This window comes from Sphingomonas sp. NIBR02145, assembly GCF_027359115.1.
In the GTDB taxonomy this organism is placed as follows: Bacteria; Pseudomonadota; Alphaproteobacteria; order Sphingomonadales; family Sphingomonadaceae; genus Sphingomonas; species Sphingomonas kyeonggiensis_A.
In genome coordinates this window covers 4672235-4697591 of record NZ_CP114791.1, presented here as the reverse complement: position 1 = coordinate 4697591, position 25357 = coordinate 4672235, and the positions used below count along the sequence as shown (strand labels likewise).

The window sequence follows — 25357 nt, the reverse complement described above, 5'->3', positions numbered from 1 at the left end:
CCTAACCGATCCGGCCCCCGCCTGTCGCGCCACAAGGGCACGGCCTGCGTCCCGGATCGGCGCGGCCGATCAGCCCATCGTCGGGATGATGAAGGCGCTGTCGCCCGTGCCGCCGCCATCGGGCCAGCGCTGGGTGATCGTCTTCACCTTGGTCCAGAACTTCACGCCTTCCATGCCGTGCTGGTTGGTGTCGCCGAAGGCCGAGCGCTTCCAGCCGCCAAAGGTGTGATAGGCGACCGGTACCGGGATCGGCACGTTGATGCCGACCATGCCGACATTGACGCGCGCGGCGAACTCGCGGGCCGCGTGGCCGTTGCGCGTGAAGATGGCGACGCCGTTGCCGTACTGGTGATCGCTCGGCAGCCTGAGCGCGGTCTCGAAGTCCGGTGCGCGGACGATCTGGAGCACGGGTCCGAAAATCTCTTCCTTGTACGCCTGCATGTCCGGCGTGACGCGGTCGAACAGGCTCGGGCCGATGAAGAAGCCCTGTTCATGGCCCTGGAGCTGGAAGCCGCGGCCATCGACGACGAGCTCGGCGCCTTCATCGACGCCGGTCTGGATCCAGTTCTCCACGCGCTGCTTGTGCGCGGCATTCACGACCGGGCCGTAATGCGCCTCGGCATCGGTGCTGACACCAACACGCAGCGCCTCGATCGCCGGGATCAGCTTCTCGCGCAGCGCATCGGCGGTCTTGTCGCCGACCGGGACGACCACCGGCAGTGCCATGCAGCGCTCGCCGGCCGAGCCGAAGGCGGCGCCGGAGAGATCGGCGACGACCTGGTCGAGATCGGCATCGGGCATGACGATGCCGTGGTTCTTCGCGCCGCCCATCGCCTGGACGCGCTTCCCGGCCTCGACGCCGCGGCGATAGACATAATGGGCGATGTCCGACGAGCCGACGAAGCTCACCGCCGAGATCGCCGGATGGTCGAGGATCGCGTCGACCATTTCCTTGTCGCCGTGCACGACCTGGAGGATGCCCTCGGGCGCGCCCGCTTCAAGCATCAGCTCGGCAAGGCGAACCGGCACGCTGGGATCGCGCTCGGAGGGCTTGAGGATGAAGGCATTGCCGCAGGCGATGGCGACGCCGAACATCCACATCGGGATCATCGCCGGGAAGTTGAACGGGGTGATTCCCGCGCCGATGCCGAGCGGCTGGCGCATCGAATAGACGTCGATGCCGGGGCCCGCGCCCTGAGTGTACTCGCCCTTGAGGACAGGCGGGATGCCGCAGGCGAACTCGATCACCTCCAGGCCGCGCTGGATATCGCCCTTGGCATCGGCGATCACCTTGCCATGCTCGGAGCTGAGCAGGTGCGCCAGCTCGTCCATGTTCTTCTCGACCAGCGCCTTGAAGGCGAACATCACGCGGGCGCGGCGCTGCGGGTTGGTCGCGGCCCAGCCGGGCTGGGCGGCCTGGGCGGCGGCGATCGCCTTGTCGAGATCGGCCTGGCCGCCGAGCTGGACCTGCGCCTGTACCTGGCCGGTATTCGGGTTGAACACCTCGCCGGTCCGGGCACCCGCGCCGCCGTTATGGCCGACGATGACATGGTCGATGTTACGCACCATATTTCTCCTGCTTCGGGCTCTTGCGGCCCGACTCACTGTGTAATTTAATTACGCAGTGGCACAAGAAACAGTCGCTGTCACGCGCCGCTCGATGGGGCGCCTCACTGGGTGGCGAAGCCGATCGGCACGGGGAGGAGCCGGCCATTGGCATCGCCAATCACCATCACCTCGATCCCGAATGCCTGGCGCAGATTCCGGTGCTCCAGCACTTCGCGCGCCGGTCCGAAACCAAGCATGCGCCCCTGGCCGAGCAGCAGCACGTCATCGGCGAGTCGGGCAGCGAGCACGGGATCGGCGAGCGTCACCACCACGCCCATCCCCTGCTGCGCGGCAGCTCGCAGCTGGCCGATCCGGGCGAACTGGGTAACCGGGTCGAGCATGCTCAGCGGATCCGCGGCAAACAGCCAGCTCGGCCTTGCTCCGATCGCATCGGCGAGATCGACGGGGCCCCTGCCGAACAGTCCGCGCCGGCCCTCTCCCAGCAACATGAACGCCGCGGCGCGCTCGCCCTTGGTGAAGCGTCCGATCAGCCGCCCGCCCAGCCGGATCTGGCCGGCATCGAGATCGACTCGTCCGGCGAGCGCGCGCAGCAGCAGCGCCTTGCCGGCGCCCGCGCCGCCCAGCACCACCGTCACCCGGCCGGGTTCAAGCACTGCCTCGACGCCGTCGATCACGCGCTGGTCACCGTGGCTGAGCGCCAGATTTTCGATGCTGAACTTCATGGCCTCCCCCTAGCCAGCGGCGGATGACGCCATGGTTACAGCCACGCCCACGATTTTTCGCAAGAAATCGCCCGTAACCCGCGAAAAAATGCGCATTGTCTCGGTACTGTAACGCTAGGCTAAGTGGGCATTTACCAAGTGCCTCCTATCCGGCAGCCAATGTCTCTTGCCGATCCCCCTGCGCCCCGCGGCACCTGGCTCACCGAGCGCGAGCTCAACCCGCCATTGCTCACGCTGACCGACACGATGTGGCGGGCCGCCGAACTGTTCGGCGGCGACCCCGAGCTGCGCCTCGTCGCGATCGTCGACGCGCAGGAGCGCCCGCTCGGCGCGATCTTCGAGAAGGACGTGCGGCGGCTGCTGCTCAATCCCTTCGGCCACGCGCTGATGCGGAACCCGTCCTACGGCGCTGCGGTATCGCGCTATGTCCGCGCCTGCCCGGTCGCCGAAATGAGCGACGACATGGGCCGGCTGATGGAGAGCTATCGCGCGTCCGGCGGCAGCGAAGGCATGATCCTGGTCCGGAATGGCCGGGTGCAGGCGACGGTGAACAACCGCCGCCTCGTCCATCTCGCCGCGGAACGCGAAGTCGCGGTGGCGCGGGCACAGGTCGAGCGCGCCGCGCGGATCGAAGCGGCGAGCAGGCGCTTCGAGGCACAGGTCGAGGCCCTGTCGCGCGACATGGGCACGCTCTCGACCGAACTCGAGCAGGGCGCGCTCGCTACCGCCGACCGGGCCAGTGGAGTCGGCGACCGTGCCGTCGCCGTCGCGACCGCCGCCTCGCAGACCAGCGACAACATGGCCGAGATCGCCGCGCGCGGCCGCGACCTGGCCGGCGCACTTGCCGGCATCGCCCACAATACCAGCGACGCGCGCCTCGCGGCCTCCGCGGTCTCCCAGCTGGTCGAGACCGGCAGTGCGCGTACCCGCGACCTGCTCCACTCCGCTCAGTCGATCGATTCGGTGATCGGGCTGATCAGCGACATCGCCCGGCAGGTGAACCTGCTCGCGCTCAACGCCACGATCGAGGCGGCGCGTGCGGGCGAGGCGGGGCGCGGCTTCACCGTGGTCGCCAATGAAGTGAAGCAGCTCTCCACTCAGACCGGCATCGCGGCGGACCGGATCACTGCCCATGTCCGCGAGATTCGCGGCGGGATCGACGAAGTCGCCGCGGGCCATGAGCGGGTCGAGCAGGCGATCGGCGCGATGGCTACGCTGGCCGATGCCGTGGAGGGCGCAGTCGCCCGGCAGGAAGAAGCGACACGGACGATCGCCCGCAACGTGGATGAAGCCGTGCATGCCAGCACCGGCATCCAGCGCGATATCGAGGCGATCGGCGGCACCTCGCTCGACGCCTCGAGCCAGGCCCGGGCGATGCGCGAAGTGGCGGTTCGGCTGCATGACGGCGCCGATGCGCTGTCGGGCCAGGTCCATGCCTTCCTCGCGGAGCTGCGCGTTGCCTAGCCCCTGGCGGTGACGATCTCGACACGGGCTGGCATGCGGACCCGACCGTCCTCCATATGCCTCGCACAGACCTCGGTCAGGCGGGCATGCGCCCGTTCGCGCACCTCTTCGGGCGCATCCGCCAGCGGCGCGGCCATCGACGAGGATGCGAGCAGGAAGGCCGCAGCGGCAGCGGGGGTGTCACCCGGCACCGGCAGCGAGCAATGCACGGTGCGACTCGCGGCATCGCGGAACCCCGCCCCTTCGAGCAGCGCGATCAGCTTCGCGGGATCGCCATAGCGACAGGGACCCGGCGCATCGGGATCGCTCGCCGCCACGTCCATCACGGAGGCGATCGTCCCGCGGAGCTGCGCCATGAAGCCGACCTCGGCGGCCGGGCCCCACACGGCAAAGGCAAGCTGCCCGCCGGGCGCGAGCCAGTGACGCAGATTGGCGAAGGCGGCAGCGGGGTCCTCGAAGAACATCACGCCGAAGCGCGAGGCGAGCCGTTCGAACGGGCTATCGGGCCGGTATCGCGAAACATCGGCCTCGACGAAGCGCGCGACGTCGCCCGCACGAGCCGTGGCGGCGGCGACCAGATCCGGCGAAATGTCGAAGCCGGTGATCTCGCTGCCTGCCGGCGCGGCGGCGGCAATGGCGCGGGTGGTGCCGCCCCCGCCACAGGCGATCTCGCCGATCCGGCAAGGCGCATCGAGAGCCAGCGCTTCGACGAACGGCACGTCGATGGGCGCCAGCAGCGCCTCCATCCCGTCCAGCTTGTCCCGCCACAGCGCGCCGCGTCCACTCGCCCAGTCATAGCCAGACTCGGAAAAGGTTTTCTGCATGGGGCGAGGATGCGCCAAAGCGGCACGCGGCGCCAGCGCGGACAAAGAAAAAGCCGCCAAGTCATTGACCTGGCGGCTCTTCTATATGGTGGGCGCGGCAAGGATTGAACTTGCGACCCCTGCGATGTCAATTCGTAAGAGACACCGCTGCCATTTCGAAAACCTCGGAGAACAGCCGCTTCCGACACTCCTGCAACAAGGCTAACCAATTTCTCGCTTCCTGCAAGCCCGTCCGCTGTGACGAGTTTGTGCCAGCACGAGAACGTGGGAACCTAGCGACACTGTAATCAGGCAATCCCAATTCATTAGATTGAGCGCTGCCCTCCGAAGGCTGACAATGCTGAACCAGCCAAAAGCAAACATTCGAAAATTCTGAGAAATCTGCCGTTTCTGGCGACTCCGAGTTCGAGTTATACCGTCTCGAAAGCACCTTTCAAGACGTTACCTGTTTCGTCGCTGTGTCAACGACAGTAGGTCCAGATGCCTCCCGCAACCGCTGCAAGGGAAAGCGCCACTAGTGCTACGGTCCCGGTGAGGGGCATCTTATCGCGCCAAAAGGTGAATTGCTTCTGCTCTTCGATCCAGTCAATTTGATGCTGCCAGAAGAACTTATAATGAGCATACCAGTCGCTAAACATTATCTGCTTCGTGATAGAACGGGTGTAATATTCTCCTTCCAAGCGGTAAAGCTCCGCCTCTTCCGTTGAAAAATCAGTTGCCCCGCTCGACTGAACGTCACGATAAAGTTTACGAAGGTTGTTGTATATTTTCGTAAGCTCTACACCTACTTCATTATATCTTTCGCGCGTATGATCGTAGTACGCGATATACAGGGCGATAACCCCCAGAATCACCATAGCGGCTGACGGCAGTTTTTTTGAAAGCTCATCGATAACTAACGCCAAGGTACCGACTGCCAAAGATAGGAAGCCGATAAACCCCGGAATTTTGCTGACAATATCATAGGTAGCGAAGTGCTTCTTCGCTCCGAACCCGACATTGTATCCTGTCTCAGCTATGCATTTTAGAAGCGCGGGTCTATCCATCAGCATCCTCCGAATTGGAGGTGATCGGTACATGAATTCGGTCGGTGGCTACAACAACGCCATGCTGCACCGCATAGCATTCGACAACGTGGTCACCCTTGAAACTGGTATGCTCTACCAACTCTCGATGACCCTTGTCCGCCACGATTTGCCCACGGATCATGTCTCGCTTTTCAGCCTCTGGACCGCGGTTTAAGACCTTCCAGAAAAGTCCAAACTGCCCCGGAATATCCGTTGCCGATATGGAGAAGTGCAGCCTCTTCCGGGGCTGCAAAAATACTCGCTTAGTCAGCATATCGCGCAGTGAAGCCGGCCGGAAACCATCCTGAGTAACCTCGCAATCAATGCTGATGTTGTTACGGATATCGACCACAAACGAGTTCTCGATAAACTCTTCGGTGTCGCGAAACCGGCTCTCCGCAAGCGCCGATTTTTCGATCTTCGCCGGCGCTGGGAACCGGCGCCCAAAAACTGCCCTCCATTTGTCGTTCTGCTTATCTGTCCCTTCCGCCGCGATGGCTTTGAGGCAAAGGTCATACGCCTTGCTCGCCTTCTTCTGAAAATTGGCCTTGACCTTCACGCGCTGGCCGCTGCCCAGCGCCATAAAATAATCTTGCTTAGGAAGTTGCGATAAGTACTGAAAAAAGTCCCTACTCATCAAATCGTAATACAAGTAACTTTTGTCGTCATATTCAGATGTAGACTGCAAAAACTTATGTGATAGAGTATCTATCAGCAGCCCGCCAATCCCAACGCCATGCTTGTTCTTCCAAGCTCTTGCCATCCTACATAGTCGCCTAAGGTTCCTATTTTTCTGCTGATCAAACTCGGACATTGCAGAAATTTCTTCGGATGGCTTGGTAATCTTCCAACTACCTCCTTGGTAAGTGTCGGGATATCGGAAGCTGCCATCGGCAAGCTTAAAAACCGGCTGAGCCTCTACATGGAAATTGGAATAGCGAATTCGGACAATCAGCCTATCAACCCCAATATCAGTCTTCGGATAGCGGGTGCGTATCGCAGCAGCTGCATCAGAGAGAAGCTTGGCCTGCCCACCGTCTTTGTAAGTTTCCCACTCACCCTGCGGCATTATATAAAGCATATCGAGGTCGGAAATGCCCTTGATGGCGGTCCACCGCCCATACGAACCAACCTGCAACGTATTCGCCGTTTTTGATTCGGTATCTCGAAAGGCTTTGTTCAAAGCACAGGTGATCTCACCATATCGGTCCGAAATTGACTGAGCATTATCGACTGCGAGGTTTCCAAGAAACTCTTTGAAGACTTCTCCGATTCCCATTTTCCATCCTCGCCGTGGTCACTTTTAACGTAGGGGCGAAGCCATGCTCCTTCCAGAACGCCAAGGATGGTTATCCACATTAATCTATGGCTCTAAATCGGAGGATTCCGACACACGCACTGTGACCTGATCGGAATATAGCCCTTCCAATTTCCGATACACTCCCTATTTTCGATACACAGAATCGATACAGGGAATACCTCGATGGGAAGAACGTTTGCCTATTGCCGGGTTAGCACCGGCGACCAGACCACTGACAATCAGGTTCGGGAGGTAGAAGCGGCGGGCTTCTCGGTCGATCCCAAGCGCATTGTTACGGAAACCATATCGGGCTCCACTGCTGCCATGGAACGGACGGAGTTTGCTCGACTGGTAGATCGCCTTGAAGCAGGCGATGTTCTGATCGTCACAAAACTAGATCGCCTCGGGCGCAACGCTATGGACGTTCGTGCTACCGTAGAGCGCCTCGCCGCCGATGGCGTCCGTGTTCACTGCCTAGCGCTGGGCGGAGTCGATCTTACAAGCGCCGCCGGTAAGATGACGATGGGTGTCATCGCTGCGGTGGCAGAGTTCGAGCGCGACCTTCTTATCGAACGCACCCAATCCGGCCTAAGCAGGGCCAAGGCGGCAGGAAAGACCCTTGGACGCCCTTCCAGCCTTAGCCCAGACCAGCAGCGAACCATCGTAGCCGAAAGATCGAAGGGCACGTCTTTGGGCGCCCTGGCCAAGCGATATGGCGTTTCCCGCGCTGCCATCCAGCGGGTGGAGAAGAGGACGTTGTGAGCTAGCCAGTGCCCTCGGATTGGCTTGGGACGGACGTAACGATAGTGCCCGGCTCCAATCCCAACGCCCGAACGAAATCGGCGAATTCAACAAAGTCGAGCCTGCGCTCCCCAAGCTCCACCCGAGATATGAACTGCTTATGCAGGCCCAGCGCGTCGGCCAGGGCCTGCTGACTCATTCCCAGCGCCCTGCGCCGCTCCACAAGACTGTCGATCACCGCTTTATATCGATGATCTTTGAATCCGGGGCTGGTGGTTCGCCGAGTAGGCATGGCCAGCCATGTCCACCATCTTGCGCAAGTCACAGAAACTGTGACACGACGCGCAGGAAGGGGGAGCTATGATATCAGTCCTAATCGCGCCATTTCTGCTGCTGCCGCCTGCGGCCCAAGAGCCGCGCCCAGCGGTCACGTTTATATTCAACAAGGCTCAACCGGACGGCGGGCGCTACATTAAAGCCAAGTTCGAGGGCGACACCTTCCTCATCCGCGCATCCCGTGACCGGATCGTCGTAGATCGCCGCGAAAAGATCGGCCGGCGAAACACCGGGGCGGATCAACGCGACCGGATGCGCCGCCTTGCCCAAAGTCTCACCGGTTGCGAGCTACAGCATGAATTCTTTGATGCATGGAAGTTCGCCCTAGAAGCGGACCTAATCTGCCCGGCCTCCGGTAATCAGGTGCTAGCATGAGGTTCGGCCCCCTAGCTGTATTACTAACCGTCCTCCCCATGGTCTCGGCATGCTCCCAAGAGCCCGCACCGCCCCCGCCACCAACGGCAGACGAACAGTTGCAAGCCCGAATTGAGGCGGACGTGCGTTCGCAGATGAAGGACCCAGACTCGACAAAGTTCGAAGGTATTGTCGTCGTACCGGAAGCTGGATGCGGTTTCGGTCGGGTGCAGTCAAAGAATAGCTATGGGGGCTATGCCGGCTACCAAGGGTTCGCCTGGACGAAGGGTGTGATCGTCTATGCGGAGAACGACCGTTCGGCTTTCATCGATGCTATGGGGGCATGCAGCAATAAGATATTGGCCGCCGGCAAAGCTCGAGCTGGCGGATAGCTGCGGAAAGCAGACAGCCACACGTTAGGTCGAAGTCTTAGAGGATCATACGGGCGGCGATGCCGTTCGATTCACAGCCTACCGCCGAAATTCCGCGGATGCTCACACTTTGGCGACAACTTGGCTGTGCGGCTGGCCCTTCAACCTCGCCGGAGACACCCAAATGCCAAAGCAGATCATTCCAGCTGCGCAATACATAAGAATGTCCACGGAGCATCAGCGCTTCTCCCCCGATAACCAAAAAAACGCGATAGCCGCCTATGCTCTCGCGAACGGTTTCGAAGTGGTCGCCACGTACCAGGACTCTGGGAAAAGCGGGCTAACGCTGAGCGGGAGGCCCGAGCTTAAGCGACTCCTCAGCGATGTGCTGTCAGGAGCAATGCCTTACAAGGCCATCCTTGTCCTCGACGTGAGCCGGTGGGGCCGCTTTCAGGATGCCGATCAAGCCGCGCACTACGAGTATATGTGCCGGGAGGCAGGCATCCCCGTTTCCTACTGCTGCGAGGCTTTCGACAACGACGGCGGCTCAATGGCGGCAATCGTCAAGCACATGAAACGCGTCATGGCTGCGGAGTACAGCCGAGAGCTATCTACGAAGGTTGCACGTGCGCAGAGGCAGCAAGCTCGGCTCGGCTATAAGCAGGGCGCCCCTGCCGTAATCGGCACTCGGCGGCAAGTCGTTGATGAAAACGGAAGGCCCCGAATGATTCTATTGCCGGGACAGTACAAAGGCCTCCTCACAGACAGAGTTGTTTATGTTAAGGGCCCAAGAAGTGAGACAAGCTTAGTTAGAAAGATTTTCGATTTATATGTTTATAGCGATCTAAAGATCAGCGAGGTAGCAGAAGAATTAAATAGACTGCGAAAGCCCCAGCCAAGCGGACAGCCATGGGACTATCACAGCGTCCAGAAAGTTCTAGAAAATGAGATATACGTAGGAACTTACGTATTTGGCAGAAAGGTAAACAATCTTGGGTCCAGAGGGCCTGCCCCCGCCAAATCTTGGATTAGATCACGCGCCATGGACCCCATTATACCGGAAGAGCTTTTCAAGGCCGCCGCCTCTAAGCGCAGATTAACTAAGTCACTTCGCCTTAATGACGAAGAATTATTAAGTGGCCTAACTCGGCTTTTAAAGCACAACGGATACATTTCAGGTTCACTAATTGAATCATGTCAATATTTGCCCGGCCCTGCTGTTTTTTATAAGAGATTTGGCGGCCTTCGAAAGGCCTGCAAGCTGATCGGATATGACAAGCCACTCACGTCCACCACGAGAAGAATCAAGGCGTTCACAGATGACGAGTTGCTGGACTCCATAAGAAAGATTTATCGAGACAACGGGAAAATTAGCAAAACGATAATTGACGCCAGCAAAGAAACTCCATCATCAACATATTACGGCCGGAGATTTGGAGGTCTTTTAAAGCTATACAATCTTGCCGGTATAACACCAAATCGCCAGTCTCAAAAAATAGCGTGTACACGGGAGAACGGTGAATGTTTTTCCGCAGAAGAACTTCTTGATCTAGTCAGACAAGTTTACATTGAGCACGGATATCTGAGTGGCAACGTTATTGATGCCCACCCCGGTTGTCCATCGGCTTGGTACTATGCAAAAATTTTCGGAAGCCTTCTGCGGCTTTACGATATACTGGGCCTGCCACAGACAAGGGGCAAGGTAATGGAAGCTGCGGCAGCAAGGCGCTGGCGGCGACAACTTAAGATTGAGTAATCAAGCCCAACTGCGATAAACGGTGGGGCTGCGGGCGCGTGATGCCTACACGGACCCAAGCAGGGGCGAAGAGAATGGCTTCTGCCAGAGATTGGGTTGGCGACTCGTTCCATACTGACACTGTAGAACAAAAAGTGAACTTCGCGGACCCAATTTGTGATAGCCGCCGGTCAGCTTACCTATGATTAGGCCGGGACGGCAGCGAACGGATCAATGAGCAGGTTCGCCTCTTTGTCCATCGGGACCAAACCGGCCCCGTTGAAGAAAAACTCACGAACAATGAAATGCGAATAGCCGGGGCAGGCGATCTCATACCCTAGGTGGTAGTGCCCAACATCAGGGCGTGGCATGTCAAGGTCCAGCAGGGTGAACTGGGTTTCCTTAAAAATTGGCATTGAACCGGGGATGCTGTGGTTCTGCGTGTAGACATGGACCGGCGCGTTTTCAGCCAGATTACCAGCTTGGAGAGCGCCTTCGAAGAACTGCCACATGCCGTAACCGGGCTGCTCACCGCTGAACATCGGTGTGCCAACAAAAACTTTGATGTGTGCGTACAGCATCGGCTCAGAGCTGCGGTTGCCGATATGGGCAGTCAGCTTAGAGCGGTTTGCACCGGCCTCGTTCTGAAAATTGTGCAAGGTGAAATAGATGAAAGGCTCGCTGGACGATGCCCGCCGCATCAAGTCCTTAACCTCGTAGTCCTCCATTGGAAGCGATTGGAAGTTAACGCGCTTGTGATAGCGGTGATTGGCTTGATGCGGGGCGAACGTGGTCGCTTGGGGAATGTCGATCACATAAGCGACGCCGCCCGAGGCCAGTGGAATAGGTTTGATGACGAGGCCCGCGATACGCGGTTGCACATGGCCCAGGATGCTGTTCTCGATCCACTCTCGTGTGATTACGGTCGGGTCACAACCGCCATCAATGTTGGCAGGCAAATTGTTGGCTTCCGCGATCCCGTAGATGATGCGCCCCCCTGCGGAGTTCGCAAAAGCCGATACGTCCTTCGCTAGCTCATTCTGGCTATTGTTGTTTTTCGCAAGCGCGGCCGACTGCTTGTAATCGAGTTGCAAGCTCTCCTGTACCTGATTGGCAATCAGGGCTTGGAGGTCATTTTCGTCCCATTCGTCGAGTGGTCGCATCGCTAGATTCCCTCCTTCGGTGATATGCTTTGCGACTTGACGGGCCTAGTGGGGGTTAGCCGCCGCATCCATAGCATCGGCCAGCCCCTCATTGGTCTGAACCTTCCGAAGCCGGCCCTTCAATTCGTTGTGCTTAGCTATTGCTCGCCCAAGGTCATCCGTAGCAAATAGATGCTGATCGCCGTTTTCGTCTTCGCCGCCGACAATATAAACTCGATCCTCTGCCATGACTCAGCCTCGACTTGACGAATTCACGAAATTGCCAACATAAAGCCCATACAGGGCAATTTGTATTTTTAGATAGCCAACCTAGCCTAAATTACGTTTCACGCCTGTATGGGCTCCCTAGGGTGAAATAGGGCCTATTTAGCAGCCGACTTCTTCGCGGGTGCCTTTTGCCCCGGCTTACGTCCAAGCCCAAGCTTCTTTGCCATTTCCCGGCGTTGCTCGCTGTAGGCAGGAGCAGTCATAGGGTACGATTTCGGGAGGTTATACCGAGCCCGATACTCGTCAGGGGTGAGGCCGTGCGTGGACAGGTGCCGCGTGAGAGTGCGGTAAGGACGCCCATCTAAAAGACTAATGATATGCTCTTTGCTGGCGAGGCTCTTGCGCACCGATACAGCGGGAACATGCTCGGGCTCGGCTGGCGCGACAGGCTCGGGCTCAACCGCAGCTACCTTGCCCAGGTCCGCGACAGCGGCATGGATCGAGGTCAAGAAGGCAACCGCCTCCTCCGTAGTGGATCGAGTATTGGGATTTGCCAACCACGCAGCGGTCAGTTCAGCGGCGAGTTCAACCGGGCTCAACGTTGCTTCATCTGCCATTATATACTCCTAAAAACTTAGCGCTCATCCGGCCCGACAAACTTGTTGGTGGTAACAACCACATCCATTTTCACAAGCGCTTGCTGCACCGGGGCCTCGCGCAGCACGGTCGTGAGACGTTGCTTAGTAGGGATACCGGCAGCCTCCCTAGCAGCCTTCTTCGAAACCGATTTTCCCGCCGACGACGCGAAACAGGATTTCAAAAATTCGACCAGAGCCTTTCCGTGATCGCTCATGTCCTCTTCCGGTGGGCCCCAAGGATCAATTACGCAGCCTGGGAAGGCCTCCCTAATCAAGGCGGCTGGCGCAGGCGCCTTGGAAACGACCATATAGACGTCGCATTCCCCCGCGATCCCGTCCCTGCTATTCCGCGCATTGCCGCGCATGATGGCTTGCAGGAAATTGTGCTGGAACTCCGCCCCCTTGAGCGCCGGCAGAGCCTCAAGCCCTGCCTCACCAACGGGCTTGCCAGAAGCAGCGAGCGCTAGAGCCGTGTACGCGACTGCGGGATAGAAGCCCGAGCCAATGATGACGATGTTCTTGATATCTTTGTACGCATTGGTGCCGTGGTGCAGCCCCCACGAAAGATATTCGAAGGAGACAGCCTCATCTACGGTGTCGCGCAGGTCTTTATGAACATTGAGATCATCGCTAGCCTTGTAGGAAATCACCAACCAACGCTCATCAGGCTTGGCCGCCATGGCCTTGGCAACCTCGTCGTAGATATCACGAGATGCGCCACTATGCCGGAGAATGTCTTTCCCAACTTTGGTAGCCCAAAGGTGGACACGAAGATTCCGGTAGTCGTTGGCCTTGGCGGGCAATCGAACGAGCCCGCCTGCATCTTCCCAGATATCGTAGGTGCCACGCACACGCCCGGAGGCGTCGGTAATTATCGCCGGGGCGAAATCGGCCGGCAGAGGCTTGCTCGCACCAACTAGAGCACGTTCCCCCTTACCAGACTCGGCAACTAGCCACATCGATCGACCAGCGACCAACTGAATGCCTTCGAGCGTTTTCACATGGGCATCGCTCAGGCCCCTCCGGTCCTTAAGAGCTTCCTTCGCCAAATCCTCGAAGTAGCGCGGCACAGCGATCACATGCCCCAGCTTATCGGACAGCGTCCCAAGGAAGCGCTCAATGCGCAGGGCAAAGCCTCGAGAGCGCGGTTTCAACGGCTCAACCAACGCCGCGAGGCTAGACCAGGACAGCATCACCGGCTCCGCAAGGACAAGGCTTTCGTCCCAGATGCGTAGCGACCTAGGCCTCCCCTCATAGTGGAAGTCCCTCGCCGCCGAGAACGTGCGATCCCGAGTCCGACTGAGGATCATCTGCTGCGTGGTGAGCAGAATCCTAGCCTCGCCACGCCGCCCATCACCCAGGCCGAGGGCGTTGATGCCTTCGTCACTCGTAAAGCAGGCGAAGTCCGCATCATCCAAACCGAGACGGTTCACAAGGGCTCGAATTTCTTCCTTGGTTTTCACCCCAACGAGGACACTCCCCTCCGGAAGAAAGCCCTTGGATTTCCAAGCCTTGAGGAAGGAGGAAATCGCTTGAGTCTTTCCAGAACCGGGATCGAGACTACTGAGATAGAAATTTGGTTGAAGGAGACTTCTCAATCCACCTTCAAAGACCTTGAGAAGCTCCTTTAAAGCGTTCTCAGTATCAACATCAGGAACAATATGAAACCCACTAAGGTCATTCATAAGGGTTCTATAAGAGGCATCGTAAAGAGATTCACTATCAGTTTTATGAGTAGTCATAGAAGTATCTTTGTATAATAAAGTAATCTATCCACAATATACTCTATAGAGGGACGAGTTACTTTTTGGCAAGCGCCATGTGGCGCCCGCCTAGCCGTTCGTCAACCCTCTTCCAGGCATGAAAGTTTAAAAATGTATAGGGTTTATTTAGAACAATTCCAGATTTTCTGTTTATCTACTTCTAGATATGTTAATTTTAGGAATGATATTAACTAATATGCCTATCCAATTCTATGAAATCACCTCCGGCGTTCTAAAGCCGGAGGCGGTGGAAAAGGATGATGAATGAGGGATCGGGGTGAAAAGCCCCGAAACTCACAGCAGTTTTGCAGCTCGTTCCGTTGAGTTGTGGCAACACTCTGCAAGTAGCCCGGCTAGTTCTAGGCGAGAGCCCCTAGGCAGCGGGGCCCACTTCTTGCTCCCAAGAGCGCCCTGCTAGTTTGGCAGCCAAGGTGGCGGGCCTAAGATGGGTGTAGCGGGTGAGCATCCTAAGATCGCGATGACCACTAATCACCCTTAACTCGACGGCGGTAAGACCCATTTCCGCGAAGCGGGAAATAGCTTCGTGCCGAAGGTCGTGGAATCGTAAATCGGACAAAGACGCCCGGCCCCGAGCCCTATTCCAAGCCAGCTTCAACGCCATTGCCGTCATGGGGAACACCTTGCTCTCGCGGCGGGGCAAACCCTCCAAGATGCCTAGAGCAGCGTCCGTAAGCGGAATGGTCCGTGCATAACCGGTTTTGGTATGCGGGATATGAGCGGTGCGATTGCGAACATCGATTGCCGTCCATTCTAGATCAAGCAGTTCGCCCCGCCTGAGCGCCGTCTCTATCGCGAATAGAATTGCAGGTTGGAGCAGTGGATTGCGACTATCAACAAGTGCGTCACGAAGCGCCTGTAGCTCTCCGGGTCGTAAGCGCCGGTCCCTAGCATTTCGAACCGGCAGGCGGCGTACCTGCGCCACCACATTTGTCGCCAGCGGCACGTCCCATTCCCGGCGAGCAATATCGATCACATTATGAAGCAGGGACAGTTCGCGGGCGACGGTACCCGGCTTCACCGTCTTGGCTCTAGCGTCCCTGTAGGCCGCCACAGGAGCCGATGTCAGGTCAGCTAGGGCAATCTCACAAACAGGTGCCTTAAGCAGCTTTAGGAGCCTCAGGCGCTCGCTTTCAGCGCTTAGCTTGCCGGGTGTGATTTCCGCGAGATAGCGACGGACCAAACAACCAAGCGTTTGCCCTCGAAGTGCCCTTTGGCCCGGCGGATACGCACCTTGATCGATCTGGCTCTCGCGCTCCCGAGCCCACCGCTCCGCATCAACCTTATTCCGGAAGGACCGAGACTCAGGCTCGTATCCCTTTCGCCGAACTTGAACCGACCAACGGTCCCCTCTCTTTCGAATTGAAGCCAATTCCGTTCCCCGTGACAAAAGTGTGTCAGGAGCGCTGAAAACGGCTGTCCGGGGCTTAGCTCTAGAATGCAAAAACCCCGGAAGTCCTGAGACTTCCGGGGTTTTCTATGTGGTGGGCGCGGCAAGGATTGAACTTGCGACCCCTGCGATGTCAACACAGTGCTCTACCACTGAGCTACGCGCCCATTGGCCTGTCGGCCGAAACGGGAAGCGGGCCTCTAGCGGGACTTTTCGAACCGCGCAAGCACCCTAATTCAATTAAATCCGGCATTCTCCGCTTCGAACAACCGATCGACCTCGAGAACGAGGTCGCGCAGATGGAAGGGCTTGGAGAGGACCTTGGCCTGCGGCACCTGCTTGCCGGCCTTGAGCGTGACCGCCGCAAAGCCGGTGATGAACATGACCCGCATGTCCGGCGCGATCTCGCTCGCCTTCTGGGCCAGTTCGATCCCGTCCATCTCGGGCATCACGATGTCGGTGAGCAGCAGGTCGAAACGCTCGGACTCGAGCAGCGGCATCGCCGCCGTGCCGCGATCGACCGCACTGACCGCATATCCCGAGCGCTCGAGCGCCCGGGTAAGGTATTCCCGCATCACGCGGTCATCCTCGGCCAGCAGAATTCGGATCATGTTTCCCCACTCGAAATCAACAGGGCTCCTCCTATACCGAAAGCCCTTAAGATTTTGCGCCCTTATCCTATCCCACGGCATTGCGGCGAGGCCAAGGCGCGCATAGTCATGGCGTCGTGACTGAAGCGACCTTCGTCCGCCATGGCCCCGCCGAGCCGCTGAGCCCGGTGATCCTGTCGGTGCCGCATGCCGGACGCGACTATCCCGAGGCGCTGCGCGGCGCGATCCGCGTCCCGCTCGTTGCGCTGCGCGCGCTGGAGGATCGCCATGCCGATGCGATCGCCCTTGCCGCCCGCCGCGACGAGACGCTGTTCGTCGCCACCCGTGCCCGTGCCTGGATCGATCTCAACCGCGCCGAGCATGAGCGCGACCCCCGGCTGGACGACGGCGCCTGGCCGCACGGCGCGCCGCTTTCCGCCAAGATCCGCTCCGGGCTGGGGCTGGTGCCGCGCCGGGCGGGCAGCGCGGGCGACATCTGGCAGCGCCGCCTGACCGCCGACGAGGTGCAGCAGCGGATACATGCCGATCACCGCCCCTGGCACGCCGCCATCGAAGCGGCACTGACCGCGGCGCGCGTCCGTTTCGGCGTGGCGGTGCTGCTTGATGTGCATTCGATGCCCTCGCTCGGTGCCCCGGGCATCGCGGCCCGGCTGGTGCCAGGCGATCGCTTCGGCAAGTCGGCCGCGGCACGCTTCCTCGGCCGGATCGAGGGCGTGGCGCGGGCGCATGGCGTGCGGACCGCGGCCAACACCCCCTATTCGGGCGGGCATATCCTTGAGCGCCACGGCAATCCGCGACGCGGCATCCACGCGATCCAGCTGGAGTTCGACCGGTCGCTCTATCTCGATTCGATGCTCGACCAGCCAGGGCCGGGGCTCGAAGCTGTGGTGCGGCTGCTGCGCGACATCATCGATGCGGTTGCCGACGAGGCGCTGCCGGGCGCGATCGCGGCGGAATAACGCTCAATCGCGGCGCGCGATCTCCGCTTCAAGCCAGTGGATGCGCTTGTGCCACTGCTTGGCAGCCTTCGCTCCCTCGACAATCGCCAGCCGGCTGTGCGCACGCGCGAGTTCGGCCTCCAGCGCAGCAAGGCTGAGCGCCGCCAGTTCGTCGTCACGGTGCGGAACCCCGGATCGCTTGCCCATGCGACCAGTCTGCCGCGCGTCGAGGGCCGGGGCAACGGCACATAAAAAACCACCTCGTGGTTACCCACGAGGTGGCCAAGGTTCAGGGAGGAGACACGCCCGAGGGCGTGCCGTACGGCTTCGCGAAAGGGGGGACACGACGCCGTACAAGACCAAATATAATTGGGGGGTCGATTAGTTCAAGGGGCTGCGGGCGAACGTTCTCGCAGAAAGATCAACCGTTTCGGCGGATCCCGGGCAGCATGCGCGCGAGCACCTGGTCGCGGAGCAGGAAATGGTGCCGCAGCGCCGCGGCGATGTGGATCACCACCAGCGCCGCCATCAGATAGCCGAGCAGCTCATGCGCCTCGTGCGCATTGTGCGCCACGGCGGGCGTTGCCGGCAGCACCGGAATCTCGAACAGGCCGAACCAGTTCACCGGGCGCGGCTTCTCCGGATTGGAGGAAAGCAGCCAGCCGCTGATCGGCAGGATCAGCATCAGCGCATAGAGGATGAAGTGGACAATGTGCGCCGTCGCCTTTTCCCAGGCGGGCAACAGCTCGGGCAGATGCGGCGGCTTGTGGGTGAATCGCCAGGCGATCCGGCCCAGCGTGAGCGCCAGCACGGCCATGCCGAGCGACTTGTGCAGCGGCATCACGCCCCACGCCCGCGGCATCGCGTCGTGGAACAGGCCGATGATCAGGTTGACGAGGATGAGCGCGGCAATCGACCAGTGGAAGGCGATCGCCCCCCGGCTGTATCGATCGCCGCGCTCGATCATTCTCAGGCGGTCGGCTGCACGAGCTGCGGCTCGGGCATCTTGCCCTGGCGCAGCTGGCGGCCGAAGATGTCGCGCATCAGGCCCAGCGAGAAGAGGTGGGCGTAGATGAGCGGCAGCATGCCGTTCTGCACGATCTTGCGCAGCTGGTCGCCGCGCAGCTCGTTGAGCTTGTTCTCGTCGATCATCATGAAGCCGCGATAGACGAAGGGCTGAGCCGCGCCGTCCGGCTGGATGGTGACTTCACCGTCGATCAGCAGGTCGAGTTCCTTGAGCTCCTTCATGAACTGGCCGGTGCGGGCGCCGGCCTGCTCGAACTGCTCGTTGAACTGAAGGATGTTCTTGGTGGTCTCGCTCGGTTCGCCGTCGACGAACAGGGCCTCGCCTTCCTCGAACGCACCCACGGTGTCCGTGGTCGGGTCGAAGCAGAGCGACAGCTCGTCGCTGTCCGGGCGCAGGCGCGCCAGCAGATACGGATAGCGGCGGATATAGGCCGGGACGTAGAAGTTCGGCTCGTTGAGCGAACCATCTTCGTCGAAGAAGGTATTGATGCCTTCGTTCAGGCCCATCAGTGCAAGCGGCACCGGCTCTTCGCCCTGCGAGAAGACGATCGGCATGAAACGCTGCACCAGCGGGAATTCCTCGACGGTGACGGGAACCGCGTGCTGCTTCGCAAGGAACGGCGCCTTGTCGGCCGAGCGAATCTTGAAATCGGCGTGCTGCTGGCTCGAAAGCGGCTGCAGGTCATTGTAAAACAGAGGCAGCGACTGCTGCGGGGCGGAAGCCATCCTAAATCTCCTGGGAACAAAATGCTGGTATCTGGAATCCCGATTGGCGGGTCTATGGGTTGTCAGCCTCGGGCGCAAGCACCACCAGCTTGCCCGGATTGAGGATTCCGCGGGGATCCAGTGCCATTTTGATCGCCTTTAGTGCCGCGATGCGCTGCGGCGGGCTCAAACGCACCAGTTCGTCACGCTTCATCTGGCCGATGCCATGCTCGGCCGAGATCGATCCGCCTTCGGCCACCACCATGTCATAGACGAAGCGGCTCACCGCCTTGCCGTCGCCCGCATACCAGCTGTCGCGATCGACGCCGGCGGGCGCACGGACGTGGAAATGGACATTGCCGTCGCCCAGATGCCCGAAGCCGGTGGCGGTCACGCCGGGAAAGCGGCGCTCGGCCGCCTCCGCAGCCTCGATCATGAAGCGCGGCATCTTGTCGACCGGCACCGAGATGTCGTGCTGCATCGCCGGGCCGAGTGCCCGCTCGGCCTCGGAGATCGAATCGCGGATGTGCCAGAAAGCCTCGACCTGCGCCTCGCTCGACGAGATCACCGCATCCTCGGCAAGCCCGCTCTCGAATACCGGCTCGAGCAGCTGCCCAAGCAGCGCGGCGGGAGGTTCCGCACCGGCTTCGGTGGCGACCGATTCGATCAGCACGTGCCAGGCATGTTCACCGGCGAGCGGCGAGCGGGTGCCCGGAATATGATCCAGGACATGCCGCAGGATCTCGCCGGGGATGATCTCGAAGCTTTCGATCGTGTTGGTCCGTGCCTCCATCAGACGCAGCATCCGGAGCGCATCCTCCGGGCTCGCGACACCTACCCACGCGGCCGCGCGCTCGAGAATCGCCGGATGGAGCTGCAGCGTCGCGGCGGTGACGATGCCGATCGTCCCCTCCGCCCCGATCAGCAGCTGGGTGAGGTCATAGCCGCGATTGTCCTTCTTGAGCGGCGTCAGCCCCTCGTAGATAGAGCCATCGGGCAGCACTGCCTCCAGCCCCGCGACCAGGTGTCGCATGTTGCCGAAGCGCAGGACCTGGGTGCCGCCGGCATTGGTGGAGACCAGCCCGCCGATCGTGGCGCTGCCCTTGGCGCCCAGCGTCAGCGGGAATCGGCGCCCCTGTTCCAACGCGGCATTGTGGAAGTTGGCCAGGATCACCCCAGCCTCGACCACCGCGACATTGCCTACCGGATCGATCGAGCGGATCATGTTCATCCGGCGGGTAGAGAGCAGCAGCGCCGATCCGTCCTCGGACGGGGTCGCGCCGCCGACCATGCCGGTATTGCCGCCCTGGGGCACGATCTTCACGCCGAGTTCGCCGGCAAGCCGGATGATTTCCGCCACTTCCGCGGTCGATCCCGGCGAGAGCAGAGCCGGTGCACTGCCGTGATAGCGGCCGCGCCAGTCCGATTCCCAGGGCGCGATTTCCTGGGCGTCCGTGGTGACCGCCTTGGCGCCAAAGCGCTCCAAAACGGTATCGACGAGCTGCTGCTGCGCTGGTGTCATGGCATTTTTGGGCTAGCACGATGGCCGGCAGTTCATCCACTGTTCAAACCTGGGTCGTACATAACAAACACGAAATGCCGAATCCGTTTTCCGTCGCCTCCAGCCTGCTGCTCGTAGTCGCCGCTCCCGCAGCGGCGCCTGCAGGCGCGCCCGACTGGGATGCGGTGCGGGTGGCGTTCCAGCAGGACCAGCAGCAGCAACAGCAGCAACGGGTGACGATCCAGGTGCCGCGCGTCACCATCACCAGCAGCGCCACCATCGTGGTGCGCCGCGCCCCGCGCGTGATCGAGAAAAAGACCAAGGACTGCGTGAAGGTCCAGGACATTGCGGGCTTCGCCGGCGTCAACACGCAGGAAAGCGTCGATCTGGTGCTGCGCGACGGCTCGCTGCTGCGTGCCAAACTGGGCCGCAATTGCCCGGCGCTCGGCTTCTACAACGGCTTCTATGTGAAGACGAACAAGGACCAGAAGATCTGCGCCGGCCGCGATTCGATCCGCACCCGCGCGGGCCGCTCCTGCGACGTAGAGGCCTTCAAGACGCTGGAATTGGCACGTTAAGCGCCTCAGCGCTTGACTTTCCTTACCAAATCCGCAAGCGCGTGAAGGCTTCGCGCGTGGGTCAGCCACGCCGATTTTCCGGAAAATTGCATGAGCTTTGCCGATCTCGGCCTTTCTGACGAACTTCTGCGCGCAGTGACTGACGCGGGCTATACCGAGCCCACGCCCATTCAGCGCCAGGCCATTCCAAGCGTGCTGATGGGCAAGGACCTTGTCGGCATCGCCCAGACGGGCACGGGCAAAACCGCCGCATTCGTGCTGCCGATGATCGACATCCTCGGCGAAGGGCGCACCCGCGCGCTGATGCCGCGCTCGCTCATCCTCGAGCCGACGCGCGAGCTCGCTGCCCAGGTCGCCGAGAATTTCGAGAAGTACGGCACCCACCACAAGCTCTCCATGGCCCTGCTGATCGGCGGCGTGCAGATGGGCGACCAGGTGAAGGCGCTGGAAAAGGGCGTCGACGTCCTCATCGCCACGCCGGGCCGGCTGATGGACCTGTTCGGCCGCGGCAAGATTCTGCTCACCGGCTGCAGCCTGCTGGTGATCGACGAGGCCGACCGGATGCTCGACATGGGGTTCATCCCCGATATCGAGGAAATCTGCACCAAGCTGCCCAAGCAGCGCCAGACCCTGCTCTTCTCGGCAACGATGCCGCCGGTCATCAAGAAGCTGGCGGACAAGTTCCTGAACGATCCCAAGCGGATCGAGGTCGCCCGTCCGGCGACCACCAACACCAACATCACCCAGCGCATCGTCGAGACCACCTCGATGAAGAAGCGCGAGACGCTGCGCCAGCTGCTCGAGGCGGACAACGTCCAGACCGCGATCATCTTCTGCAACCGCAAGACCACGGTGCGCGAGCTCAACAAGAGCCTGCAGCGCCACCGCTTCCGCTCGGCCGAGATCCATGGCGACATGGAACAGCCGCAGCGCCTGGCCGAGCTCGACCGGTTCAAGAAGGGTGACGTGAACATCCTCGTCGCCTCGGACGTCGCGGCGCGCGGGCTCGACATCAAGGGCGTCAGCCACGTCTTCAACTTCGACGCGCCCTGGCATCCGGACGATTATGTCCACCGCATCGGCCGCACCGGCCGCGGCGGCGCCACCGGCACAGCCTATACGCTGGTCGCGCCGGACGATGCCGAGAACATCGCCAATATCGAGAAGCTCACCGGCCACAAGATCGAGCGCGTGCGGCTGAAGAACCCGGCTGCCGCCGCCGAGGGCGACGAGGTACGCGAGGAAGCGCCGCGCGGCCGCCGCAAGGCCGAGGACGAGAAGAAGCCCGCGCGCGGCAAGAAGGCCGAGCCGAAGCGCGAGGAAACGCGTCGCGACGAGCCCCGCCGGGAAGAGCCGCGCCGCGAGGAATTCCGCCGTGAAAGCCGCGACGAGCAGCCCCGCCGCGATCGTGGGCGCGACCGCCGCCGCGACGAGCGCGACGATGGTCCGGACGATGGCTGGAACGGCCCGATCCCGGACTTCCTGAACTACACGCTCGCCGCCGAATGATTCGCCGCGCCGGGCTGCTGCTCGCGCTGACCGCGCTGGCGCTGCCCGGCACTGCCCTTTCGCAAACGGTGGCAGCGCCCCGGCTCAAGGCGCGCACGCTCGCCCAGCTACCGCTGCCCCTGCCCGCGCCTTATGATCCATCGCGCGATGCCGGGAGGGACGTGGACGCTGCGCTCGCCCGCGCGAAGAAGTCCGGCAAACCGCTGCTCATCGATTTCGGCGCCAACTGGTGCGTTGATTGCCGGGTTCTGGCCGGCGTGCTCGAATTGCCCGAGATGCGCAGCTGGATCGCCAGCCATTTCGAGCTGGTCCAGGTCGATATCGGCGAGTTCGACCGCAATCTCGACATGCCCCGCCGCTTCGGCGCTGCCTCGCTCGAGGCCGTTCCCGCGATCCTCGTGGTCGACCCGCGCACCCGCCGCCTGCGCAACCGCGACGACATTCTCGGCCTGGGGGATGCGCGCCTCCTGCAGCCCCAGCAAATGGCCGACTGGCTGGCGCGCTGGACGCGATGATCGAATATGTCCCGATCATCGAGAGCCCCTGCATCGGGCTCTGCACGATGGACGGTGCCACCGGCTGGTGCCTCGGCTGCGGCCGCACGATCGACGAGATCGCGCGCTGGGGCTCGACCGACCAGGCCGACCGCGACGCGGTGATGGCCGAATTGCCGGCCCGGATGGAACAGCTTGAGCGCTAGGCCGCATCAAAACCTGAATCCCACTAGTTCGCCGTTCCCCGGCGAAGGCCGGTGCCCGGGTTGAGCGCGCTATCGATGGCGCCGAAGCCTCTCGAACGACATTGCAACTGGGCCCCGGCCTTTGCCGGGAAACTGAAGGAATTACGCCTCCATGCTGCTCGCCACGCCTTGCGCCTGGTTGCGATTGGCGCACTGGCCCGCGATCAGCAGCAGGACCAGCACGAGCGCCAGGTTCAGCGGCCAGCGCACGAAGCCGACATCGCGCTTCCTTGCCAATCGCTTGCCGAAGAACACCCCCAGCGCGATCATTCCGCCATATACCAGAAGGTACCCGATAACGGTTCCGGCCAGGCGGCCGGTATCATAGGCTGCCGAGTGGTCCACTCCGCCCTCCCCCATTTTCCGTCAGTTTGTGAACGCATGCCTCCGGCGCGTCACATGCTGCACGCGCCGGAGAGAACAGTCAGGCCGGCGCCTTGGCCGCTTCCAGTTCCGCCACCAGCGCATCGTCCTTGGCGCTGGCGCGCTGATACGCTTCCCGGCTGCTCAGCCGACCGAAATAGTCCAGAAAGGCATCGCGCTTCGGCAGCGTGCCGAACATCGTGCCCCAGCCCACCGCCGAGCCAACATAGATGTCCGCCGCGGTAAAGCGATCACCGGCGATATAGGAATGCGCCGACACCGCCTTCTCCAGCACATCGACGGCCAGGTCGTAATTGCCATAGCCGAACATCCGGCCCTGATCGGCCGATGGCTCGAACTTGGCGAAGTTGTTGGTCACCGCCTGCTCGACCGGGCCTGCCGCGAAGAACAGCCAGCGATAATAGTCCGCCCGCTCCTCCGCCGTGGGCGCCAGCCCTGCCTCGGGGAACGCCTCGGCCAGATAGGCGCAGATCGCCGCGCATTCGGTGACGACCCGGCCCTTGTGGACGATCGCCGGCACCTTTCCCATCGGGTTGATGCCGAGATAGTCCTCGCCCTTCATCGTCGTGCCATATTCGACGACCCGCGTTTCATAGGCGGCACCCGCCTCTTCCAGCGCCCAGCGGGCAATCCGCCCGCGCGACTGGGGATGGGTGTAGAAGATCAGTTCGTCTGCCATGGCCTGCCTCCGAATCGTCAGAACATAACGTGAACTCACATTGACCGGCCGTCAAGCCGCCTCAGAGCGTGACGAAGGTCGCCAGCAACCGGTCCCAGGCGCGATTGGCCTCGGCGGCGTTGTAGACCTGGCTGTCCGGCGGGCACCAGCCGTGCATCGTTCCCTTGTAGACCTCGATCTCGGCGGGGAGCTTCGCGGCGGCGAACGCGGCGCGCAGCTTGTCCTTGTCGCCGGGCGCGCGGCCGTCGTCATTCTCGGCAATGGCGATCAGGAAGCGCGCCTTCATCGTTGGGACGAGCGCGAGCAGCCCGTCCGCCGCGAGCCCGCCGCCATGGAAGGTCGCCGCGCCGCGCACCCGGGCGGGCGACACGGCCGCGGTGAGCATCACCAGCGGCCCGCCCATGCAATAGCCGGTGGTGCCGATGCCGCGCTTCCTGTCGACTTCCTTCTGGCCATCGACCCAGGCGATGAACGCCGCCGCATCGCGCTGAGCCGCCTCATTGGTGAGCAGCGCGCGCCACGGCCCCACCTTGGCCTTGAGTGCATCGTCGAAGCCCTGACCGGGCGTGACGAACGGCGTCTTGGTCGAGCGGTAGAACTGGTTGACCGTCAGCACCGCATAGCCCGACTGCGCGAGCCGGTCGGCCATCTGGCGGAAGGCCGGGCGCAGGCCGAAAATGTCCGGCCACACGATCACCGCGGGATGCTTGCCCTTGGCCGGTGCGACGAAATAGGCATCGCAGCTGCCGTCCGGCGTGACGATGGTGACGTCGCGGCCCTTGATCTCCGCCGCGTTGGCGGGAACCGGCAACAGCGCGACCACTCCGGCCGCAGCCGCGCCCGCGCCGAATTCGCGCCGGGTCATCAGGAAGTCGGCGTTGTCGGCGGCGGTCAGGTCGTCACACATGGGATCCCTCCAGGATGCGCGCCCGGCCGTCCCGAGTCGCGGACGCGAGGCTACACGCCCCGCCCCGTCCTGCCGAGGCTCGACAGCGCACCCCGCCCGCTGCCATGCTCTCTGCCTG

At 61.4% G+C, this 25357-nt stretch carries 30 protein-coding genes and 1 tRNA gene; 9 read left to right on the top strand and 22 right to left on the bottom strand.

Annotated features, from left to right (window positions below; translation table 11 throughout):
* Positions 1–69: 69 nt before the first annotated feature.
* Positions 70–1566 carry a CoA-acylating methylmalonate-semialdehyde dehydrogenase gene (locus O3305_RS21665; RefSeq protein ID WP_269574390.1) on the bottom strand — a complete coding sequence of 499 codons (1497 nt, stop codon included), beginning with the start codon at positions 1564–1566 and terminating at the stop codon, positions 70–72.
* A 104-nt stretch (positions 1567–1670) separates the two neighbouring features.
* Positions 1671–2291, bottom strand: coding sequence for an ATP-binding cassette domain-containing protein (locus tag O3305_RS21660; protein ID WP_269574389.1), 621 nt, complete (start codon positions 2289–2291; stop codon positions 1671–1673).
* A 159-nt stretch (positions 2292–2450) separates the two neighbouring features.
* Here O3305_RS21660 and O3305_RS21655 point away from each other — a divergent pair, with 159 nt between their 5' ends.
* Entirely contained in the window at positions 2451–3755 is a 1305-nt protein-coding gene (locus tag O3305_RS21655; protein ID WP_269574388.1) for a methyl-accepting chemotaxis protein, read from the top strand.
* Here the strand turns inward: O3305_RS21655 and O3305_RS21650 are convergent.
* From O3305_RS21650 to O3305_RS21640, 3 genes are all read right to left on the bottom strand, one after another.
* Positions 3752–4579, bottom strand: coding sequence for a class I SAM-dependent methyltransferase (locus O3305_RS21650; RefSeq protein WP_269574387.1), 828 nt, complete (start codon positions 4577–4579; stop codon positions 3752–3754). The two genes, O3305_RS21655 and O3305_RS21650, sit on opposite strands and share 4 nt — an antisense overlap.
* Before the next feature lie 461 nt (positions 4580–5040).
* Positions 5041–5625 carry an SLATT domain-containing protein gene (locus tag O3305_RS21645; protein WP_269574386.1) on the bottom strand — a complete coding sequence of 195 codons (585 nt, stop codon included), beginning with the start codon at positions 5623–5625 and terminating at the stop codon, positions 5041–5043.
* Positions 5618–6925: a nucleotide-binding domain-containing protein gene (locus O3305_RS21640; protein ID WP_269574385.1), complete on the bottom strand. Its 1308-nt coding sequence runs from the start codon at positions 6923–6925 to the stop codon at positions 5618–5620. The genes O3305_RS21645 and O3305_RS21640 overlap by 8 nt, the downstream gene beginning before the upstream one ends.
* A 204-nt stretch (positions 6926–7129) precedes the next feature.
* Here O3305_RS21640 and O3305_RS21635 point away from each other — a divergent pair, with 204 nt between their 5' ends.
* Positions 7130–7708, top strand: a complete 579-nt coding sequence (locus O3305_RS21635; RefSeq protein ID WP_269574384.1) for a recombinase family protein — start codon at positions 7130–7132, stop codon at positions 7706–7708.
* Between the two features lies 1 nt (position 7709).
* On the opposite strand, the gene O3305_RS21630 is transcribed toward O3305_RS21635, so the two are convergent.
* Together O3305_RS21630 and O3305_RS21625 are read right to left on the bottom strand one after the other, a co-directional pair.
* Positions 7710–7925, bottom strand: coding sequence for a helix-turn-helix domain-containing protein (locus tag O3305_RS21630; protein WP_269574383.1), 216 nt, complete (start codon positions 7923–7925; stop codon positions 7710–7712).
* Positions 7926–8059: 134 nt separating this feature from the next.
* Positions 8060–8293: a hypothetical protein gene (locus O3305_RS21625; protein WP_269574382.1), complete on the bottom strand. Its 234-nt coding sequence runs from the start codon at positions 8291–8293 to the stop codon at positions 8060–8062.
* Between the two features lie 227 nt (positions 8294–8520).
* Between O3305_RS21625 and O3305_RS21620 the strand changes: the two genes are divergently transcribed.
* Positions 8521–8769 carry a hypothetical protein gene (locus O3305_RS21620; protein WP_269574381.1) on the top strand — a complete coding sequence of 83 codons (249 nt, stop codon included), beginning with the start codon at positions 8521–8523 and terminating at the stop codon, positions 8767–8769.
* 163 nt (positions 8770–8932) lie between these two features.
* Positions 8933–10504, top strand: a complete 1572-nt coding sequence (locus tag O3305_RS21615) for a recombinase family protein (protein ID WP_269574380.1) — start codon at positions 8933–8935, stop codon at positions 10502–10504.
* Here the strand turns inward: O3305_RS21615 and O3305_RS23190 are convergent.
* The 8 genes from O3305_RS23190 to cpdR all read right to left on the bottom strand — a co-directional run bounded on the left by O3305_RS23190 (position 10491) and on the right by cpdR (position 16273).
* On the bottom strand, positions 10491–10625 hold the full coding sequence (locus tag O3305_RS23190; RefSeq protein WP_353739212.1) for a DUF6771 family protein: 135 nt from the start codon (positions 10623–10625) through the stop codon (positions 10491–10493). The genes O3305_RS21615 and O3305_RS23190 overlap by 14 nt on opposite strands.
* A gap of 64 nt (positions 10626–10689) precedes the next feature.
* Positions 10690–11646 (bottom strand): AlbA family DNA-binding domain-containing protein, encoded by a 957-nt coding sequence (locus tag O3305_RS21610; RefSeq protein WP_269574379.1) that lies wholly within the window; start codon positions 11644–11646, stop codon positions 10690–10692.
* Between the two features lie 45 nt (positions 11647–11691).
* Positions 11692–11874, bottom strand: coding sequence for a hypothetical protein (locus tag O3305_RS21605; RefSeq protein ID WP_269574378.1), 183 nt, complete (start codon positions 11872–11874; stop codon positions 11692–11694).
* A gap of 134 nt (positions 11875–12008) precedes the next feature.
* Entirely contained in the window at positions 12009–12470 is a 462-nt protein-coding gene (locus tag O3305_RS21600) for a Ros/MucR family transcriptional regulator (protein ID WP_269574377.1), read from the bottom strand.
* 17 nt (positions 12471–12487) lie between these two features.
* A complete protein-coding gene (locus O3305_RS21595; protein WP_269574376.1) occupies positions 12488–14176 on the bottom strand; it encodes a hypothetical protein in 1689 nt (562 codons plus the stop codon).
* A gap of 451 nt (positions 14177–14627) precedes the next feature.
* Complete coding sequence (locus O3305_RS21590) at positions 14628–15293, bottom strand: site-specific integrase (RefSeq protein WP_269574375.1); 666 nt, start codon at positions 15291–15293, stop codon at positions 14628–14630.
* Positions 15294–15754: 461 nt separating this feature from the next.
* Positions 15755–15829: transfer RNA gene (locus O3305_RS21585), tRNA-Val, on the bottom strand.
* A 69-nt stretch (positions 15830–15898) separates the two neighbouring features.
* Positions 15899–16273 (bottom strand): cell cycle two-component system response regulator CpdR, encoded by a 375-nt coding sequence (gene cpdR, locus O3305_RS21580; protein ID WP_269574374.1) that lies wholly within the window; start codon positions 16271–16273, stop codon positions 15899–15901.
* A 116-nt stretch (positions 16274–16389) separates the two neighbouring features.
* Here cpdR and O3305_RS21575 point away from each other — a divergent pair, with 116 nt between their 5' ends.
* Complete coding sequence (locus tag O3305_RS21575; protein WP_269574373.1) at positions 16390–17232, top strand: N-formylglutamate amidohydrolase; 843 nt, start codon at positions 16390–16392, stop codon at positions 17230–17232.
* A 3-nt stretch (positions 17233–17235) separates the two neighbouring features.
* On the opposite strand, the gene O3305_RS21570 is transcribed toward O3305_RS21575, so the two are convergent.
* The 4 genes from O3305_RS21570 to O3305_RS21555 all read right to left on the bottom strand — a co-directional run bounded on the left by O3305_RS21570 (position 17236) and on the right by O3305_RS21555 (position 20464).
* Positions 17236–17418, bottom strand: a complete 183-nt coding sequence (locus tag O3305_RS21570) for a hypothetical protein (RefSeq protein WP_269574372.1) — start codon at positions 17416–17418, stop codon at positions 17236–17238.
* 214 nt (positions 17419–17632) lie between these two features.
* Entirely contained in the window at positions 17633–18178 is a 546-nt protein-coding gene (locus O3305_RS21565; RefSeq protein ID WP_269574371.1) for a cytochrome b, read from the bottom strand.
* Between the two features lie 2 nt (positions 18179–18180).
* Positions 18181–18963 carry a SapC family protein gene (locus tag O3305_RS21560; protein WP_269574370.1) on the bottom strand — a complete coding sequence of 261 codons (783 nt, stop codon included), beginning with the start codon at positions 18961–18963 and terminating at the stop codon, positions 18181–18183.
* Between the two features lie 52 nt (positions 18964–19015).
* Positions 19016–20464, bottom strand: a complete 1449-nt coding sequence (locus O3305_RS21555; protein WP_269574369.1) for an FAD-binding oxidoreductase — start codon at positions 20462–20464, stop codon at positions 19016–19018.
* A gap of 74 nt (positions 20465–20538) precedes the next feature.
* Here O3305_RS21555 and O3305_RS21550 point away from each other — a divergent pair, with 74 nt between their 5' ends.
* The 4 genes from O3305_RS21550 (at position 20539) to O3305_RS21535 (ending at position 23230) form a co-directional block, all read left to right on the top strand.
* Positions 20539–21021 (top strand): hypothetical protein, encoded by a 483-nt coding sequence (locus O3305_RS21550; protein WP_269574368.1) that lies wholly within the window; start codon positions 20539–20541, stop codon positions 21019–21021.
* A gap of 90 nt (positions 21022–21111) precedes the next feature.
* Positions 21112–22530, top strand: a complete 1419-nt coding sequence (locus O3305_RS21545; protein WP_269574367.1) for a DEAD/DEAH box helicase — start codon at positions 21112–21114, stop codon at positions 22528–22530.
* Positions 22527–23045, top strand: coding sequence for a thioredoxin family protein (locus O3305_RS21540; RefSeq protein WP_269574366.1), 519 nt, complete (start codon positions 22527–22529; stop codon positions 23043–23045). Before O3305_RS21545 ends, O3305_RS21540 begins: the two co-directional genes overlap by 4 nt.
* Positions 23042–23230, top strand: a complete 189-nt coding sequence (locus O3305_RS21535) for a DUF1289 domain-containing protein (RefSeq protein WP_269574365.1) — start codon at positions 23042–23044, stop codon at positions 23228–23230. Before O3305_RS21540 ends, O3305_RS21535 begins: the two co-directional genes overlap by 4 nt.
* A gap of 141 nt (positions 23231–23371) precedes the next feature.
* On the opposite strand, the gene O3305_RS21530 is transcribed toward O3305_RS21535, so the two are convergent.
* The 3 genes from O3305_RS21530 to O3305_RS21520 all read right to left on the bottom strand — a co-directional run bounded on the left by O3305_RS21530 (position 23372) and on the right by O3305_RS21520 (position 25239).
* Positions 23372–23539 carry a hypothetical protein gene (locus O3305_RS21530; RefSeq protein ID WP_269574364.1) on the bottom strand — a complete coding sequence of 56 codons (168 nt, stop codon included), beginning with the start codon at positions 23537–23539 and terminating at the stop codon, positions 23372–23374.
* 154 nt (positions 23540–23693) lie between these two features.
* A complete protein-coding gene (locus O3305_RS21525) occupies positions 23694–24332 on the bottom strand; it encodes a glutathione S-transferase family protein (protein WP_269574363.1) in 639 nt (212 codons plus the stop codon).
* Positions 24333–24393: 61 nt separating this feature from the next.
* The gene (locus tag O3305_RS21520; protein WP_269574362.1) at positions 24394–25239 is read right to left on the bottom strand and encodes a dienelactone hydrolase family protein; all 846 of its coding nucleotides are present in this window, start codon (positions 25237–25239) and stop codon (positions 24394–24396) included.
* Positions 25240–25357: the final 118 nt, after the last annotated feature.

What these genes read in the sequence shown, in the direction of transcription:
- O3305_RS21660 (WP_269574389.1), bottom strand. Translation starts at nt 2,291, where the DNA reads ATGAAGTTCAGCATCGAAAATCTGGCGCTCAGCCACGGTGACCAGCGC.
- O3305_RS21655 (WP_269574388.1), top strand. Translation starts at nt 2,451, where the DNA reads ATGTCTCTTGCCGATCCCCCTGCGCCCCGCGGCACCTGGCTCACCGAG.
- O3305_RS21650 (WP_269574387.1), bottom strand. Translation starts at nt 4,579, where the DNA reads ATGCAGAAAACCTTTTCCGAGTCTGGCTATGACTGGGCGAGTGGACGC.
- O3305_RS21645 (WP_269574386.1), bottom strand. Translation starts at nt 5,625, where the DNA reads ATGGATAGACCCGCGCTTCTAAAATGCATAGCTGAGACAGGATACAAT.
- O3305_RS21640 (WP_269574385.1), bottom strand. Translation starts at nt 6,925, where the DNA reads ATGGGAATCGGAGAAGTCTTCAAAGAGTTTCTTGGAAACCTCGCAGTC.
- O3305_RS21635 (WP_269574384.1), top strand. Translation starts at nt 7,130, where the DNA reads ATGGGAAGAACGTTTGCCTATTGCCGGGTTAGCACCGGCGACCAGACC.
- O3305_RS21615 (WP_269574380.1), top strand. Translation starts at nt 8,933, where the DNA reads ATGCCAAAGCAGATCATTCCAGCTGCGCAATACATAAGAATGTCCACG.
- O3305_RS21610 (WP_269574379.1), bottom strand. Translation starts at nt 11,646, where the DNA reads ATGCGACCACTCGACGAATGGGACGAAAATGACCTCCAAGCCCTGATT.
- O3305_RS21605 (WP_269574378.1), bottom strand. Translation starts at nt 11,874, where the DNA reads ATGGCAGAGGATCGAGTTTATATTGTCGGCGGCGAAGACGAAAACGGC.
- O3305_RS21600 (WP_269574377.1), bottom strand. Translation starts at nt 12,470, where the DNA reads ATGGCAGATGAAGCAACGTTGAGCCCGGTTGAACTCGCCGCTGAACTG.
- O3305_RS21595 (WP_269574376.1), bottom strand. Translation starts at nt 14,176, where the DNA reads ATGAATGACCTTAGTGGGTTTCATATTGTTCCTGATGTTGATACTGAG.
- cpdR (WP_269574374.1), bottom strand. Translation starts at nt 16,273, where the DNA reads ATGATCCGAATTCTGCTGGCCGAGGATGACCGCGTGATGCGGGAATAC.
- O3305_RS21570 (WP_269574372.1), bottom strand. Translation starts at nt 17,418, where the DNA reads ATGGGCAAGCGATCCGGGGTTCCGCACCGTGACGACGAACTGGCGGCG.
- O3305_RS21565 (WP_269574371.1), bottom strand. Translation starts at nt 18,178, where the DNA reads ATGATCGAGCGCGGCGATCGATACAGCCGGGGGGCGATCGCCTTCCAC.
- O3305_RS21560 (WP_269574370.1), bottom strand. Translation starts at nt 18,963, where the DNA reads ATGGCTTCCGCCCCGCAGCAGTCGCTGCCTCTGTTTTACAATGACCTG.
- O3305_RS21555 (WP_269574369.1), bottom strand. Translation starts at nt 20,464, where the DNA reads ATGACACCAGCGCAGCAGCAGCTCGTCGATACCGTTTTGGAGCGCTTT.
- O3305_RS21550 (WP_269574368.1), top strand. Translation starts at nt 20,539, where the DNA reads ATGCCGAATCCGTTTTCCGTCGCCTCCAGCCTGCTGCTCGTAGTCGCC.
- O3305_RS21545 (WP_269574367.1), top strand. Translation starts at nt 21,112, where the DNA reads ATGAGCTTTGCCGATCTCGGCCTTTCTGACGAACTTCTGCGCGCAGTG.
- O3305_RS21540 (WP_269574366.1), top strand. Translation starts at nt 22,527, where the DNA reads ATGATTCGCCGCGCCGGGCTGCTGCTCGCGCTGACCGCGCTGGCGCTG.
- O3305_RS21535 (WP_269574365.1), top strand. Translation starts at nt 23,042, where the DNA reads ATGATCGAATATGTCCCGATCATCGAGAGCCCCTGCATCGGGCTCTGC.
- O3305_RS21530 (WP_269574364.1), bottom strand. Translation starts at nt 23,539, where the DNA reads ATGATCGCGCTGGGGGTGTTCTTCGGCAAGCGATTGGCAAGGAAGCGC.
- O3305_RS21525 (WP_269574363.1), bottom strand. Translation starts at nt 24,332, where the DNA reads ATGGCAGACGAACTGATCTTCTACACCCATCCCCAGTCGCGCGGGCGG.
- O3305_RS21520 (WP_269574362.1), bottom strand. Translation starts at nt 25,239, where the DNA reads ATGTGTGACGACCTGACCGCCGCCGACAACGCCGACTTCCTGATGACC.